The organism is Marinobacter guineae, assembly GCF_002744735.1.
Taxonomy (GTDB): domain Bacteria; phylum Pseudomonadota; class Gammaproteobacteria; order Pseudomonadales; family Oleiphilaceae; genus Marinobacter; species Marinobacter guineae.
In genome coordinates this window covers 1,158,079-1,172,981 of sequence record NZ_KZ319339.1, presented here as the reverse complement: position 1 = coordinate 1,172,981, position 14,903 = coordinate 1,158,079, and the positions used below count along the sequence as shown (strand labels likewise).

The window sequence follows — 14,903 nt, the reverse complement described above, 5'->3', positions numbered from 1 at the left end:
TGCACCGGGCTTTGCCCGGTGTTTTTTATCCGCTCAGAGGGGCAGGTCGATCACACTGGCGGCCATTGATGTCGATGGACCGATGACCCCGTTTCGATGAGTCTTTGGTAGGATAGTGACAGGTTTGTCCGGGGAAGGATTGTTATGAGGGTGATGTTACTGGGTGCCACTGGCCTGACGGGTGGCAAGGTGCTGGAAGGGTTGCTGGTTAAAGATGAAGTTTCTCAGGTGGTTGCACTGGTCCGCCATAAATTGCCGACCCTGCACGAGAAACTGGAGCAGCATGAAATCGACTTTGGCCAAATGGCGGATCATGGGGATCTGTTCAATGTGGATATTATTATCTGCTGCCTTGGCACAACCATTAAAAAAGCGGGCTCCCAGACCAGGTTTCGCGAGGTGGACCTTGGCTACCCCCTGAAGGCAGCGGAACTTGGCAAGTCGCAGGGAGCGAGGGCCTTTATTCTGATGTCCGCCATTGGTGCGTCTTCGTCATCAACCATCTTCTACAACCGGGTAAAAGGGGAGCTTGAAGATTCCCTGCGGGCGCTCCGCTATCCCTACCTGTCCATCTATCACCCAAGCCTGTTGTTAGGTGACCGGAGCGAGCATCGAACCGCAGAGGCTCTGGGCATCAAAGCCATGCCGCTGATTAACCGCGCGCTGATCGGGCCGCTGGAAAAATACCGGGGCATTGATGCGGCAACGGTGGCCAGTGCCATGGTCAACGAAGTGTGCAGCCTGGCCTCTGAACCGGCCGCCGAACGCGTGATTCAGATTCGCGAATACGACGAAATTGTCAGGTTGGCGGATTAGCCTGGCGAGACACTGGTCATCTTCCGTTCAGGATGCCGAACACCAGGCGTCCTGCCAGGCCAACCAGAATGGCGCCAAAAACGCGCTCGAACCACACGGCTTTCTGCCTGAGCAAGGCCAACCATTTCGGATTGGAGAACAGCCAGGCGACGATCAGGTACCAGCTGGTGTCGATGATCAAAGCCGTGGCGGCATAGCCGAACTTGGCCACCAGACTGGTGTCCGTACCGACCACCTGGCTGAACAGGGCCAGGAAAAACACGGCGATTTTCGGGTTGAAGAAGGCAATCAGGAAGCCGTCACGGGCTGCGCTTTTGGTGGTCGGGGGTTCCGGTATTTCTTCATTGGTGTTTCGCTTTGCCATCAGCCCTTTGACCCCAAGCCAGGCCAGGTAGAGGGCTCCTCCCCATTGCAGGATCGAGAAGGCGGTCGGGGAGGCGGTGATGATGGCGGCCAGCCCGAGGATGCTCAGAAAGGCATAGATTCCGACGCCGATACCGTGCGACAGGGCGGTAATGACACCATTGCGGCGCCCGCCAGTCAGCGTCTGCTTGAGTACCAGTGCCAGTGAGGGGCCGGGTGACATGGCACCGAGAACACAGATCGTGACAACGGTCAGCCAGGTGGCGAGGGTCATGGCGGATCAGTCCTTTGCAAATGAAACAGGCTGCCAAGTTTAGCAGCCTGTTTCATTTAAAAAACTTCAGAACTGCAACCAGTTCAGTCCCTATTCGCCAGCCAGAATCCAGCGGGCGGCTTTCTCCGCAATCATCAGGGTGGGGGAGTTGGTGTTGCCGCTGGTGATGGTGGGCATAACGCCGGCATCGACTACTCGCAGGCCCGCCACGCCTCGGACCCGCAGATGGGGGTCCACCACGGCCAGTTCATCGTCAGCGTGGCCCATTCGGGTAGTGCCTACCGGATGGAAAATGGTGGTGCCGATATCCCCGGCCAGCTTGGCCAGCTCATCGTCGCTCTGATACTGCAGGCCGGGTTTGAACTCTTCTGGCTGGTACTGCATGAAGGTAGGTTGCTCAGCAATGCGTCGGGTTACCCGCAGTGAATCTGCCGCCACTTTCCGGTCTTCCGGAGTGCTCAGGTAATTGGGCGCAATGGCCGGCGCCTGTTTCGGGTCGTTGCTTCGAATTCGCACCGTGCCGCGGCTGGTCGGGTTCAGGTTGCAGACGCTGGCGGTGATGGCCGGGAAATCGTGCAACGGCTGGCCGAAGGCGTCCAGGCTCAGGGGCTGGACGTGGTACTCAATATTTGCATGCTGGTATTCTTCGGAGCTCCGGGTAAACAGGCAAAGCTGTGATGGTGCCATGCTCATGGGACCGGAGCGGGTGAGTAGGTACTCGAGGCCGATGCGGGCCTTGCCGACAAGAGAGTTGGCCATGTTGTTCAGAGTGGTGACCCCTTTCACCTTGTACACGGATCGGATCTGGAGATGGTCCTGCAGATTCTCGCCCACACCGGGTAAATCGGCGACCACATCAATGCCGTGTTCTTTGAGCAGATCGGCCGGGCCAATGCCGGACAGCTGAAGCAATTGTGGCGAGCCGATGGCGCCAGCCGAGAGGATCACTTCCCTCTCTGCCCGGGCAAGAATTTCACCATGATTGGGCTGGTCCACTCGGACACCGGTGCAGCGGGGGCCGGAGCCGGAGGCTTCCGTTTCAAGGCCGAGTACGTGGGTGGAGTGCCATAGGGTGAGGTTGGGGCGCTTTTCGGCTTCCCGGAGGAAGGCCTTGGAGGTGCTCCAGCGCCAACCAGAGCGTTGGTTTACCTCAAAGTAATCCACACCCTCGTTATCCCCCCGGTTGAAATCCTGGGTCCGGGGAATGCCGGCCTCAACGCAGGCCGTGGCAAAGTCTTCCAGCACTTTCCATTTCAGGCGCTGGCGTTCAACGCGCCATTCGCCACCCTGGCCGTGGTATTTGCTGTGCTCTGGATCGGTGTCTCCGCCGTTATCCAGCCTATGGTGATCTTCGTGGCACATGAAGTCGGGCAGGCAGTTGTCCCAGCACCAGGCGTCTTCGCCGGTGATCTCCGCCCATTGGTTGTAATCCCGGGCCTGGCCACGAATGTAGAGCATGCCATTGATGCTGGAGCAGCCGCCCAGGGTTTTGCCCCGGGGGTAGATAAGGGATCTGCCATTCAGGCCGGGGTCCGGCTCGGTGCGGAAGCACCAGTCGGTGCGAGGGTTATTGATGCAGTACAGGTAGCCGACGGGGATGTGGATCCAGTGGTAGTTGTCCCGGCCACCGGCCTCGATCAGCAATACCCGGTTGGTCGGATCCGCACTCAGACGATTGGCGAGCAGGCAGCCGGCGGTGCCGGCGCCTACCACGATGTAGTCGAATTCCTGATGTCCCGTTGCTTTCTTGTTGTCGGACATGGCGCTTTCTCCGCAGCTGGTTCAGCCGTTATTTGGCGGTCGGCATAACAAATTCTGCACCGGCGTCGATGGAATCGGACCAGCGCTGCATAATGGATTTCTGGCGTGTGTAAAATTTCACGCCTTCTTCGCCGTAGGCATGGGTGTCGCCGAACATGGAGCGCTTCCAGCCACCGAAGCCGTGCCAGGCCATGGGAACCGGAATCGGCACGTTTATGCCCACCATGCCCACCTGGATGCGCCGGCCGAACTCCCGGGCCACACTGCCGCTCTCGGTGAAACAGCTGACGCCGTTGCCGAATTCATGGTCGTTGATCAGCCGGATGGCGGTGGCAATATCGGGCACCCGTACGCACGCCAGAACCGGGCCAAAGATCTCTTCCCGATAGATCGTCATGTCCGGCGTTACCTGATCGAACAGGGATCCGCCCATCCAGAAACCCTCTTCGCAGCCTTCGCCGGTGTTTGAGGAATCAAACTCCCGGCCATCAACCACAAGTTTGGCGCCTTCGGCCACGCCCTTGTCAATGTAGCCGGTAATGCGCTGGTGTGCGGCGGCCGTAACGATTGGCCCCATCTCGGCGTCAAGGTCCTCGCCGTTCTTCACGTTTAGCGTGCGGGCCCGTTCAGCCAGCTGTGGCATTATCTTGTCCGCCACATCGCCAACCAGAACCGCCACGCTGATGGCCATGCAGCGCTCGCCGGCACTGCCGTAGGCGGCGCCGATCAGGGCGTCGACGGCCTTGTCCAGGTCTGCGTCGGGCATGACTACCATGTGGTTCTTGGCGCCGCCGAGGGCCTGGATCCGCTTGCCGAGTTTCGCCCCTTTTTCATAGAGCAGGTTGGCAATTGGCGTGGAGCCGACAAAGCTCAGGGCCTGCACATCCGGGTGCTCAATCAGCGCTTCAACAGCGTCCTTGTCGCCCTGAACCACGTTGAAAACGCCGTCGGGCAGACCCGCCTGGCGGAGCAGATCGGCAATCATCAGTGATGCGCTCGGGTCCAGCGGGCTGGGCTTGAGCACAAAGGTGTTGCCCGCAGCGATGGCAACGGGAAACATCCACATAGGTACCATGACCGGGAAGTTGAACGGGGTGACACCGGCAACCACGCCGAGTGGCTGGCGGGTGGTCCAGTTGTCAATGCCGGTACTGACCTGCTCGCTGTAATCCCCTTTCAGCAACTGCGGAATGCCACAGGCGAATTCCACAATGTCGATGCCCCGGGCCACTTCGCCCTGGGCATCGGTGAAGACCTTGCCGTGCTCGGCAGTGATGGCCCGGGCCAGGTCGTCCTTGTGTCTGTTAAGCAGTTCCAGGAATCTGAACATCACGCGGGCGCGACGGATGGGCGGGGTATCCGCCCACGCAGGGAAAGCCGCATCGGCCGCGGCGACGGCTGCGTCTACATCCGCGCGATTGGCCAGGGCAACCTGACCGCTCACCTGGCCAGTGGCCGGATTGAACACGTCCTGAGTCTGGCTGGACGTACCTGGCGATATTTCGCCATTGATATAATGCAGTATGGTTGCGTTGGTCATGGGTGCCTCGATTATTTCGCGTGAAATCTTTGGAAGATGCCTTTTATACGGTTCTGGCAGGCTTCTCATCAATGTTGATGGATATTTAACCATACAAGCTAGTGTGGATCAGGGGCTAAAGCAATTGAGATTTTCAAAACCCTGATATAAGGTTCTTTTATATAACTCAGTGCGAATGAGGCTTTTTATGAATCCCCTCCAGAGCCTTCGGGCATTCGTTACGGTTGCCCGAGAGGGCAGTGTGTCCCGGGCAGCGGTCCGTCTTCACCTGACCCAGCCTGCGGTCAGCCTGAAACTCAAGCATCTGCAGGATGAACTGGATCTGAAGCTATTTCTGCGCAGGCCCCAGGGGCTGGTACTGACGCCGGATGGCCAGGCCCTGTTGCCCTCTGCGGAGAAAGCGCTGGCGGCCATGGCGGCGTTCGAGCAGAGCGCCAGGGCACTGCACAGCACCCTGCGGGGGCGCCTCAGGATTGGCACCATCGTCGATCCCGAGTTCATTCGTCTGGGCGCATTTCTGCATCGGCTGGTGGAGCGCGCACCTCAGCTGGAAACCGAACTTCGGCAGGGCATGAGTGGCAGCGTACTGGAGCAGGTTAGGGATGGCCGGCTGGATGTCGGGTTTTTTCTGGCCCCGCCCGGTGTGGGGCCCGGTGCGCTGGCTCCCGAGGTAGCCCATCGTGAGCTGACCCAATTCCATTATTATGTGGTTGCGCCGGCAGGCTGGGGGCAACGGATCCTATCAAGCGAGTGGTCGGATCTGGCAGGTATGCCGTGGATTGTCACACCCGAAAACTCTGTTCACCATCGGCTGCTCAAAGGCACTCTGGAACCGCTGGGCCTGACGCCTCACGGCGTCGCCCAGGTCGACCAGGAAGCCTGTATGCTCGATCTGGTTCGGGCCGGTGTCGGCCTGAGTCTCGCCAGGGACGCCCTGGCCATGGCCGAGCGTCAGGAAAGGGGATTGGTGGTTGTGGAAGGGGTGCAGTTGCCCTGCGCACTAAGCTTTATCTGGCACCGTGACCGGCAGGATGAACCCCTGATTTCCGAGGCACTGGAGGCACTGGCAGGCGTGTGGAATCTGTCTGCTGCGGCTTAGCCCAGGGTGGCATCCAGAAACATCATGACCACAAAGCCACCCAGCAGGCAGAAAGTGGACATGATCTTCCACTGCCGGTGATGGGTTTCCGGGATAATTTCGTTGCTGATGATGAATAGCATGGCGCCGGCTGCGAAACCGAGTGTCCAGGGCATCAGAGGTTCTGCCAGCCACACCATGGTGGCGCCAAGCAGGCCGCCCAATGGCTCCGCGAGCCCGGTCAGCAGGGCAATGCCGAAAGCCTTGGCCCTCGAGTAGTCGATGGCCAGCAGAGAAAAGGCGACGGCCAGGCCCTCGGGAATGTTCTGCAGGCCGATCCCGGTGGCAAGCACATAACCGTTGTTCACGTCGCCGCCGGCAAAGCCGACGCCAACGGCCATGCCCTCGGGGAAGTTGTGTAACGTGATGGCGATGATAAACAGCCAGATTCCCCGGATATAAGACACGTCTGCCCCCTCCCGGCCCAACTCGAAATGCTGGTGGGGGAGTTTCTGGTGTACAAAGAGCAGGGCAGCGGCACCCGATAGCAGGCCAAAGATGACGATCAGAGCCGCGCTCCAGGTTTGCCCGGTGATTTCCTCGCCGTATTCCAGTCCTGGCAGCAAGAGAGAAAAGAACGAAGCGGCCAGCATGACCCCCGCCGCTGCGGCCAGCATGGCGTCCTGAAGTCGATGGGTAATGGTGCGAACCAGAAAGACCGCCAGTGCACCGAGCCCTGTTGCCAGGCCGGCAAACAGACTGGCCAGGGTGCCCAGCCAGACAATACTGATATCAGGTGTCATTCGCTCTCCAGTTAGCTAATAGGTTCAGAATAGCAGCCGGGGTTATTGTCGGTTGGTTGTATGGTGCAAGACCGTTGCCCCGGGCCACAATGCCAGTAACAACCCAGTCGAAACAGGGAGATCAGATGAGGCTACCTGAACCATTCAAATACCAGTCGGTCCAGACGGGCGAAGCAACCATCAATTTTGCCCATGCTGGTTCTGGATCGCCTCTGCTGTTGTTGCATGGTTATCCCCAGACCCACCTGATGTGGCACCGTGTTGCACCGGCGCTAGCCAGGGATTTTCATGTTATATGCCCGGACCTCAGGGGGTACGGCGACAGCAGCAAACCGGATTCCGATCCGGATCATCAGACCTACAGCAAGCGGCAGATGGCGTCGGATATGGTGGCTGTGATGGAGGCGCTCGGATATCAGCGTTTCAGCGTGGCTGGTCACGACCGGGGCGCCCGGGTAACACACCGGCTCTGTCTGGACTATGCCGAACGGGTCGAGCGGGCCTGTGTCATGGACATTGCGCCCACGCTGCACATGTTCGAGCACACCGATCAGGCCTTCGCAACCGGCTACTACCACTGGTTTTTCCTGATCCAGCAGGACGGACTGCCAGAGCACATGATCGGCCTCGATCCGGACTATTACTTGCGGGAAAAACTCACGCGCTGGTCGGCGCCGGGAGCGGAATTCGATTCAGAGGCAGTGCAGGAGTACGTTCGCTGCTTTTCCCGGCCTGACGCTATCCATGCCAGTTGCGAGGATTACCGGGCGGCGGCCAGCATTGACCTGGTGCACGATCGTAAAGACCGGAGCGAAGGTCGTAAAGTGGCATGCCCGCTTCAGGTTCTCTGGGGCAACAAAGGCTTCGTGAACCGGACGTACGAGGTTCTCACGGTGTGGCGGGATTACGCGTCGAAGGTTGAGGGCGGGGCCCTCAGTTGTGGGCACTTCCTGCCCGAGGAAGCGCCGGAGGCCGTCATCGACGAACTCCGGCGGTTTTTCTTACCGGACTAGGCGGGCGCTCAGGCCGCGTTTTGCTTGCGCCAGGCCAGCTCGTTGGAGATGGTTGCCTTGGGCTGCAACATGGCGAAGTCGATGTCCGCTATCTCTTTTCCGTCCTTGAGGCGTTGCACAAAGTCCGGGTTGGCAAGGGCTTTCTTGCCAACGGCCAGTAATGTGCCCGGGAACTGGTTGGCCAAGTCCTGGTAGTTGGTTTCATCAATATTGCCATTGATGATCAGTTCAATGCCGTCAACGGTGGCCGCGACACTGGCCAGGCTTTCGCTTCCGGCGGTGAAATTCTGCCGATTGACATCACCGTCGGTGGTGTGGACAAAATCCGCCCCGGCGTCGCGAACCGCTTCGACAATCTTGCGGAACCCGGCTTCGCCTTCGGGCAACTGATGGTCCGGATCGGTGACGGTGCCCTGTGAGAGCCGGATACCCACCGGATAGTCTTCCCCCACCGCCCGGCGCACGGCACTTACTACCTCTGTCACCAAGCGCAGACGATTCTCCAGCGGGCCGCCGTAGCGGTCTTCCCGCTTGTTGAAGTGGGTGCTGAGGAACTGGTTGAGCAGATAGCCGTTGGCGCCGTGAATCTCGATGCCGTCAAATCCGGCCGCCTTTGCATTGGCTGCAGACTGGGCAAAACCGTCGATGGCGGTCTGTATGTCGGCATCTGTCATGGCAGACGGTGTCTTCCAGGCTTCCTGGTCGCCATAAAAACCGAGCGGAGCGCCTTTCGGAACGACGTCGCTGGGGCCCTGGGGCTGATCGGTATGGCGATTCGCCTGAAACTGGGCGCCCGCATGCATCAACTGCACAACGATTTTGCTGCCGGCGGCGTGCACACGGTCAACGATGGTCTTCCAGCCGCTAATCTGGGCGTCGTTGATGATGCCGGGCTGGTTGGCGTAACCCTGGCTGGCCTTGTTGTCGGTGTAGGTGCCCTCGGTGATCACCAGACCAAAACCGCCTTTGGCATAGCCCTCATAATGATCGGCCATCAGGCTGTTCGGTGTGCCGGCGGGCTCTGCACTGGTGCGTGTCATGGGGGCCAGGGCGAACCGGTTAGGTACATCGATGGATTTGAATTGGTCGGATTGCATCACGTCGCTCATAGATACCCTCATGGGTCGTAAAATTTATCAGTACCTACTATCCGGGCGCAGCGCGCGCTCTTAAAGCGAAGAATATCGACTCAGCTTGTCAGTATTTTTGAACGATTACTCTATGGCTGCTGAAGGGCGCGAAGATCGGTGATGAATCAGGTCGTGGTTTGTAGCTTCCGGTGTGGGTTGTTCAGGTAATGGTTCAGGCGTTGAAACAGGCGTTCCTGAAACTGTTCGGCCAGCGGGTACACGTGGCCTGCGCCTGGCATCAGGGTCAAATCGGCGGCGGGAAGATTGTCTGCCAGATGACGGGCATAGTCCACAGGGACGAACGGGTCCTGTTCGCCCTGGTAGATGAGGATGGGCACCTTCACACTTTTAAGTTCGAAACCCCAGTCTCCGAGCTCGGTCAGCAGATCGGTGGCGATGGCCTTGCCGCCGCTTTGCAGGCACTCCAGCTGGTCGCGCCGAAAGCATTCGCCCTTGAGAAAAGCACGGAGCAGGGCTCTGTCCTGTTCGCTCACCAGCTGCCTGGTCTCACGCATATACAGGCCCGGGTGCCGGAGGGACAATCGAACGACCAGCCGGACCACCAGGTTCAGCAGTGTCGGGCTCAGCTTTGCCAGGCGAGGGCCGGGCCATCGCGTGCCCTCAATCAGTCTGTGGTGGCCTGGATATTCGCCGAAGTGGGTGTAGCCTGAGAGGCAGACTCCGAGATCCATCCGGTCGGCGAGGGCATAGCCGCAGGCCAATGCCCGGGAGCCGCCACTGGACCAGCCGACATAGGAGAAGCGCGCCAATTCCAGGGTATCGACCAGTTGCCGGATATCCTCCGGATAGTCCCTGAGCAGGCGGCGGCCCCGGTAATCTGACAGCCCTATTCCCGATCGATCCGGAGTAATGATGCGGAATCCGTGCTGGCGTGCTCGTTCATGCAGAAAGTGACCCTCCAGCCTGCAGCCCGGCATGCCATGACCGAACAGTATGGCGTAGCCCTGGGGATCACCCAGGTCGGTGTAGGTCAGCCGCCTGCCATCCTGAAGCCGCAATTGGTGTTCGCTGTTGCCAGTAGCAGTGGTTTGAGCCGAGCCCACTGACCTAGTCCGTTTTATAGGATGGGTAGGTTGACCGGGACAGGGTTGGTTCGCAACCAGTGACCCCTCGGGCCTGCTTGTGCGCGTGCAGATACCAGCGTTGTCCGCCGGAGGTGAAGGTGTCGGATTTCACTTCAAAAGTAGCAGTGCTCACGGTGGCCGGAATCGGGGTGCCATCAGCATGCCGGTAGACGCAGCTCGTCTGGAGGTTGAGCTCAGTGGCTATGGGCAACGGGACGAAACCGTCCTGCCCAACCGCCGGCGCCTGGCCATTGACGGAAACAATTTTCAGGCAGGGACCGAAGTGGACCTTGTCGAGGTCATCAATGTATTCGCTCAGACAATGCTGGGCGCTCAACATGATTTTGTCGGACGGAATACTGCCCTCCGTTTCGGAGGGCAGTGACTGACAGCCGCTAAGAAGGAGCAGTGTCGAGAGGAAAGGCAGTATGCGTGGCATAGAATCTCCTGGCCTTTGCCTTCCCTGTTACCGGCCCCGTTTCGACTTTATTCGAAAGTCCTGGGCTGCAAAATGTCTGGCTTGAGGAAAGGCTTGGTACCGGTGTTGTCGTGATCGCCCAGTAACTCACCGTTCACTACTGTTCCATAGTTCGTGTGTTTGTGGAAGTTCAGATATTTCTCACGGGTTTCTTTCACATCACCTGTGTAGCGTGGATCCTGTGGCCGTTCCTGGGAGTTGATGAAGTTGGCAACCTGCCAGGCTTCGTCATCGGTGAGCGAGCCCGGTTTACCGAGCGGCATGTTGTTCTGGATGAACGAGGCCGCAGTGAAGATGCGGGTCATACCGGCGCCCCAGTTGTAGGAGCCGTCACCCCACAGGGGCGGGAATACAACCTCACCGTTCTTTTCCTGGCCCTGCCCGTTTTCGCCGTGGCAAACCGCGCAGTTTTCCGCATACACTTCTTGGCCGCGCTCGTAGCTCAGCTCAGGCTTTTCCCGGCCCAGATGACTGAAGCCGCGGCCGCCGATGTTCTTTTCATACACCGGAGCACCCGTGGCGAGCCATTTGTGGTAGGCCACCATGGCCAGCATGTCGTCACTGCCATAGGCCGGTGACTTGCCGTTCATGGAGAAGGAAAAGCAGCCGGCAATCCGTTCTTCCAGGGAGTTCACGTGCTGGTTCTTGCCCCGGAAATCCGGCAGGGTCGTTGCCGCCGGCCAGACCGGGGCGGACCAGTTCATTCGGCCCTCGCCCATATGGCACGACTTGCAGTTCAGGTCATTGAACACATACTTTCCGCGGAGCTGCTGGGTGTTCATGAACATGTCCCGGCCTTTGAGGATGACCTTCTTGAGCTCCGGATGAATGCTGTCATCCTTTCTCAGGTCTTCTACCGTGGGAGCGTCGTGAATGTACTGACCTTCTTTGAACTCCGGCAGATTTACCGGAACTTCAGGCTGCGCAAGGATCACCGGGCTTGCAACCAGCAGGCTGGCGAGCAGGGAGATCGTGTGCTTGAGTTTCATGGCTCTGCCTCCTTTTATTCTGTGGTTGCACTCTGGCTGCCCAGATAGGCGGCCACGGCATCAATCTGTTCCTCGGTCAGTCGTTCCGCAACTGCGGTCATCAGCTGGTTGGGATCGTTGTTGCGCTGGTTGTTTTTCCAGGCATTAATCTGTGACCGGATGTAATTCGGATGCTGTCCGGCTATTGCCGGGAAGATTTCGCCGACACCGCGGTTGCCGGGGCCATGGCAGGAAGAGCACGGTGGAATATAGTTGTCCCAGTCACCCTGGTTGGCGAGCTTTTCACCCAGTGCGAGCACGTCTTCACCGACGTCTGCAGTCGTCGTGGTTTGCGGCACGGGCATGGCGGCGTAATACGCGGCCAGATCGCGGATCTGTTGTTCGTCGAAGTTGTTGATATTGGGCTGCATCACCGGGCTGACCCGTTCTCCGGCATTATAGTCCAGCATCTGCTTGGCAAGGTAAGCAGAATCAAGCCCGGCCAAACGAGGGAAGCCGGCTGCATTGTTGCCGGAACCATCGGCACTGTGGCATGCGACGCATGGGGCGCCACTGCCATCACCCTGGGCCGCCAGTTGTGCACCCCGTTCGGGATCACTTTCGGCTGCGGTTGCGCCGGTTGCCAGGCCGATAAGGGCGCCAGCAAGAATCATTCGGGAGAGGGTTGTCATTATTTGCCTCCATTCATAAACTAAACGAATTAGGATATTCCCTTTGGTAATAATGTCAATCAAACTTCGGTTGATCGCTCCTGTCGGTGGTGGAGAGGGTTGTTGACGCAGAGAAGTCTGCTGTGGCAACCGGAGTAGGCAGCTGGCCGTCTCCGGATGCAGATTGGCGCAGTTGCGCGATCAGGCGGGCGTCGCGGTTGTAGATGTCGTTCCGGAATTGCATCCGGCCTTCGTCATCAATCCAGGAAGTCCAGTACTGAATGTGGACCGTCACGGGTTTTGGCAATACCACGGTTTGTGGCGCGGTCGCCGTCACCAGGCTGTCGATTTTTTTCCTGGACCAGTCCGGCACTGCTGCCAGCAGGCGCTCAGCCAGATCGAACGGTTGTTCAACCCGAATACAGCCGGAACTGAACGAACGCTCGTTCCGGCCAAACAGGTCACGGCCCGGAGTATCGTGCAGATAGACATCGTATTGGTTGGGGAAGATGAATTTCACCTGTCCCAGGGCGTTTTGCGGGCCGGGCTCCTGGACCAGTTGAAAGGGAAAATTGTTCCGGTTGAGTGATTGCCAGTCAACCTCCGTCGGGTCCACCTTTTCCCTGTCTGCACCCCATCCACGGTAAACGCCGATATTGAGGCGGGTAAGGTACTGCGGGTCCCTGATGATCTGGGGTAACAGGTCCTGAATCATGACCGTACGGGGAATGGTCCAGGTGGGGCTGAATACCAGGTACTGGATATGGTCGCTGAAAACAGGCGTCTGCCGGAAGGGTTGCCCTACAATCACGCGCTTGCGTAGCACGTCTTCGCCGTTTTCCACCATTATCAGTTCATAGGCGGCGATATTCACCAGTACATAGGTGTCACCCAGGGATTCAGGGAGCCACCGCCAGCGCTCAAGAGTGGCGTCAATCTGGCGCAGACGCTCCACCGGCATCAGGTTGAGGGCGGTGAAGGTATCCCGGCCGATAAGGCCGTCGGGTTCAAGTCCGTGCCGCGCCTGGAATCGCGGTATCGCCTCTTCAAGATCCTCCCCATAGAACAGTGGGTCCCTGGGTGGCGCAGGCTCTGTAGTCAGATCTCCCAGTACCGCAAGCCGGCGGCGGATTTCCCCCAGTCTCTCATCGCGCTTGCCAGGGCGTATCGTTGGCCTTGATGCGATGGGCAACCATGGTTGTCCCAGCAGCGTTGTCAGGTCTCGCCGGGCCGACATCAGCTGACGGTAGGCCGGATCGGCTGGCCGGAGTGCAGCCAGAGCTCCGACAATGTCCTCACGCGCCAGAGCTTCACTCAGGACCGATTCCATCGCCCGCTCGCGACGATTGGCGGTCCATTCGGCATGAACCGTTTGCGGATTGACCTTCCCCTCCAGCATGTGAGAGCTGAGAATCAGGAACGCGTCGGAAAACAGGAGGTCCAGGTCCGCCTGAAGGTCCGCCGAGAAATCTTCCATTGGCCGGAAAGCCAGATCGGACAGTATGTCTGCGTGGTAGTCCACCGGGTTCAGTCCGTCATCACTGGCGCGCTCGACGGCTTTGATCAGTTGGTGCCGGAGTTCAGGTGATTGCCAGGCTCGCTGGTAACCGTTGGCCCCATAGAATGCCGGCAGCGCCTTGTGGGCCATCAGGGTGTCGCCCAGAACCTTAACCGGAAATCCGGCACTCAGTGCTTCCACTCTCGCAACTATGGCTTCATCTGTCGCAGAGCATGGGGACAACCACAGGGCGGAGGCGAGCAGGGTAACCAGTGCCGTGGTAAGGGAAAAACGACTCGGTCCATGCATCGGTGGTCTCCATTTGATTACCACAGCCCCATTTGCTCGCCGCCGGGCCGGCGAAAAATATCCGTGCGCAGGGGTTCTTCCTCATGAAGGTTAAGCCCCAGGCGCCGTGCTTTGTTCGAGAACCGCTGGCGGATCAGGTCAGAATAGGGGCCTGTGCCCGTCATTCGGCGACCAAAAGTGGCGTCATAGCTATTCCCGCCCCTCAGGTCCTGCATCCGGTTCATGACGTGTTCCGCCCGCAGCGGGAAGTGCCGGTGCAGCCAATCCTGAAACAGTTCGTCCAACTCATGAGGTAAACGTAGCATAATCCAGCTGGCACGGGTTGCTCCAGCTTCGGCCGCAGCCTCAAGAATGGCTTCGATCTCATGGTCGTTAATGAAAGGTATGACCGGCCCGAGAATAATTCCGGTCGGAATCCCGGCCTCCGAGAGTTGTCTGATCATCTTCAGCCGGGTTGCCGGGGCGGCAGCTCTGGGCTCCATTCGACGTTTCAGGTCGTTACTCAGGGTGGTAAGACTCACCCGCACCGAGCACAGACCCTCGCTGGCGAGACTGGAGAGTAAATCGAGGTCCCGCAGGATCAGGGCGCCCTTGGTGATGATTGAAACCGGATGTCGGTAGTCTGACAGCACCTTCAGTATCTGGCGGGTGATCTTCTGATCGCGCTCAAGGGGTTGATAGGCGTCGGTATTCATGCCCAGGGCAATGGGCGAAACCCGATAACCGGGCCGATCCAGTTCTTCCCGGAGCTTGCTGGCAGCGTTGGACTTGGCAATCAGGCGGGTTTCAAAATCCAGTCCCGGCGACATGTCCCAGTAAGCGTGAGTGGGGCGGGCAAAGCAATAGATACAGGCGTGCTCGCACCCCCGATAGGGGTTGATGGACTGATCAAAAGGCACGTCCGGTGAGGTGTTGCGGCTAATGATCGACCGGACAGTTTCATACATCACTTCGGTGGCCAGGGTGTCCGGATTCAGCTCATCCTCCGGATCCTGGTGCCAGCCATCGTCACACTGACGATCCGTGACTATGGGTTGGAAGCGATTGTGGGGGTTCAGGGCGGTGGCGCGCGTTTTCATAGGCATACCCGATACTGTTTAAATGTACAGTATCGGG

14 protein-coding genes are annotated in these 14,903 nt (G+C 59.0%); 3 read left to right on the top strand and 11 right to left on the bottom strand.

The window, feature by feature from the left end:
• Nucleotides 1–144: 144 nt before the first annotated feature.
• Nucleotides 145–816 carry an NAD(P)H-binding protein gene (locus tag CLH62_RS05325; RefSeq protein ID WP_099617078.1) on the top strand — a complete coding sequence of 224 codons (672 nt, stop codon included), beginning with the start codon at nt 145–147 and terminating at the stop codon, nt 814–816.
• 16 nt (nt 817–832) lie between these two features.
• Here CLH62_RS05325 and CLH62_RS05320 read toward each other — a convergent pair whose 3' ends face one another.
• The 3 genes from CLH62_RS05320 to CLH62_RS05310 all read right to left on the bottom strand — a co-directional run bounded on the left by CLH62_RS05320 (nt 833) and on the right by CLH62_RS05310 (nt 4,754).
• Entirely contained in the window at nt 833–1,453 is a 621-nt protein-coding gene (locus CLH62_RS05320) for a LysE family translocator (protein WP_099617077.1), read from the bottom strand.
• Between the two features lie 90 nt (nt 1,454–1,543).
• The gene (locus CLH62_RS05315; RefSeq protein WP_099617076.1) at nt 1,544–3,214 is read right to left on the bottom strand and encodes a GMC family oxidoreductase; all 1,671 of its coding nucleotides are present in this window, start codon (nt 3,212–3,214) and stop codon (nt 1,544–1,546) included.
• Between the two features lie 28 nt (nt 3,215–3,242).
• On the bottom strand, nt 3,243–4,754 hold the full coding sequence (locus CLH62_RS05310) for a CoA-acylating methylmalonate-semialdehyde dehydrogenase (protein WP_099617075.1): 1,512 nt from the start codon (nt 4,752–4,754) through the stop codon (nt 3,243–3,245).
• 187 nt (nt 4,755–4,941) lie between these two features.
• Here CLH62_RS05310 and CLH62_RS05305 point away from each other — a divergent pair, with 187 nt between their 5' ends.
• Nucleotides 4,942–5,853, top strand: a complete 912-nt coding sequence (locus CLH62_RS05305; protein WP_099617074.1) for a LysR family transcriptional regulator — start codon at nt 4,942–4,944, stop codon at nt 5,851–5,853.
• Here CLH62_RS05305 and CLH62_RS05300 read toward each other — a convergent pair.
• The gene (locus CLH62_RS05300) at nt 5,850–6,635 is read right to left on the bottom strand and encodes a ZIP family metal transporter (RefSeq protein ID WP_099617073.1); all 786 of its coding nucleotides are present in this window, start codon (nt 6,633–6,635) and stop codon (nt 5,850–5,852) included. The genes CLH62_RS05305 and CLH62_RS05300 overlap by 4 nt on opposite strands.
• Before the next feature lie 125 nt (nt 6,636–6,760).
• Here CLH62_RS05300 and CLH62_RS05295 point away from each other — a divergent pair, with 125 nt between their 5' ends.
• Complete coding sequence (locus CLH62_RS05295; protein WP_099617072.1) at nt 6,761–7,648, top strand: alpha/beta fold hydrolase; 888 nt, start codon at nt 6,761–6,763, stop codon at nt 7,646–7,648.
• Between the two features lie 8 nt (nt 7,649–7,656).
• Here CLH62_RS05295 and CLH62_RS05290 read toward each other — a convergent pair whose 3' ends face one another.
• The 7 genes from CLH62_RS05290 to CLH62_RS05260 form a co-directional block, all read right to left on the bottom strand.
• Nucleotides 7,657–8,757 carry an NADH:flavin oxidoreductase gene (locus CLH62_RS05290; RefSeq protein ID WP_099617071.1) on the bottom strand — a complete coding sequence of 367 codons (1,101 nt, stop codon included), beginning with the start codon at nt 8,755–8,757 and terminating at the stop codon, nt 7,657–7,659.
• A 146-nt stretch (nt 8,758–8,903) separates the two neighbouring features.
• Nucleotides 8,904–9,842 (bottom strand): alpha/beta fold hydrolase, encoded by a 939-nt coding sequence (locus CLH62_RS05285; protein WP_228152772.1) that lies wholly within the window; start codon nt 9,840–9,842, stop codon nt 8,904–8,906.
• Between the two features lie 4 nt (nt 9,843–9,846).
• A complete protein-coding gene (locus tag CLH62_RS05280) occupies nt 9,847–10,302 on the bottom strand; it encodes a hypothetical protein (protein ID WP_099617070.1) in 456 nt (151 codons plus the stop codon).
• A 47-nt stretch (nt 10,303–10,349) separates the two neighbouring features.
• Nucleotides 10,350–11,330 (bottom strand): c-type cytochrome, encoded by a 981-nt coding sequence (locus tag CLH62_RS05275; RefSeq protein WP_099617069.1) that lies wholly within the window; start codon nt 11,328–11,330, stop codon nt 10,350–10,352.
• A 14-nt stretch (nt 11,331–11,344) separates the two neighbouring features.
• On the bottom strand, nt 11,345–12,001 hold the full coding sequence (locus tag CLH62_RS05270) for a c-type cytochrome (protein ID WP_099617068.1): 657 nt from the start codon (nt 11,999–12,001) through the stop codon (nt 11,345–11,347).
• A 55-nt stretch (nt 12,002–12,056) separates the two neighbouring features.
• The gene (locus CLH62_RS05265) at nt 12,057–13,787 is read right to left on the bottom strand and encodes a L,D-transpeptidase family protein (RefSeq protein WP_099617067.1); all 1,731 of its coding nucleotides are present in this window, start codon (nt 13,785–13,787) and stop codon (nt 12,057–12,059) included.
• Nucleotides 13,788–13,804: 17 nt separating this feature from the next.
• Complete coding sequence (locus tag CLH62_RS05260; protein ID WP_099617066.1) at nt 13,805–14,866, bottom strand: PA0069 family radical SAM protein; 1,062 nt, start codon at nt 14,864–14,866, stop codon at nt 13,805–13,807.
• Between the last annotated feature and the right edge of the window lie 37 nt (nt 14,867–14,903).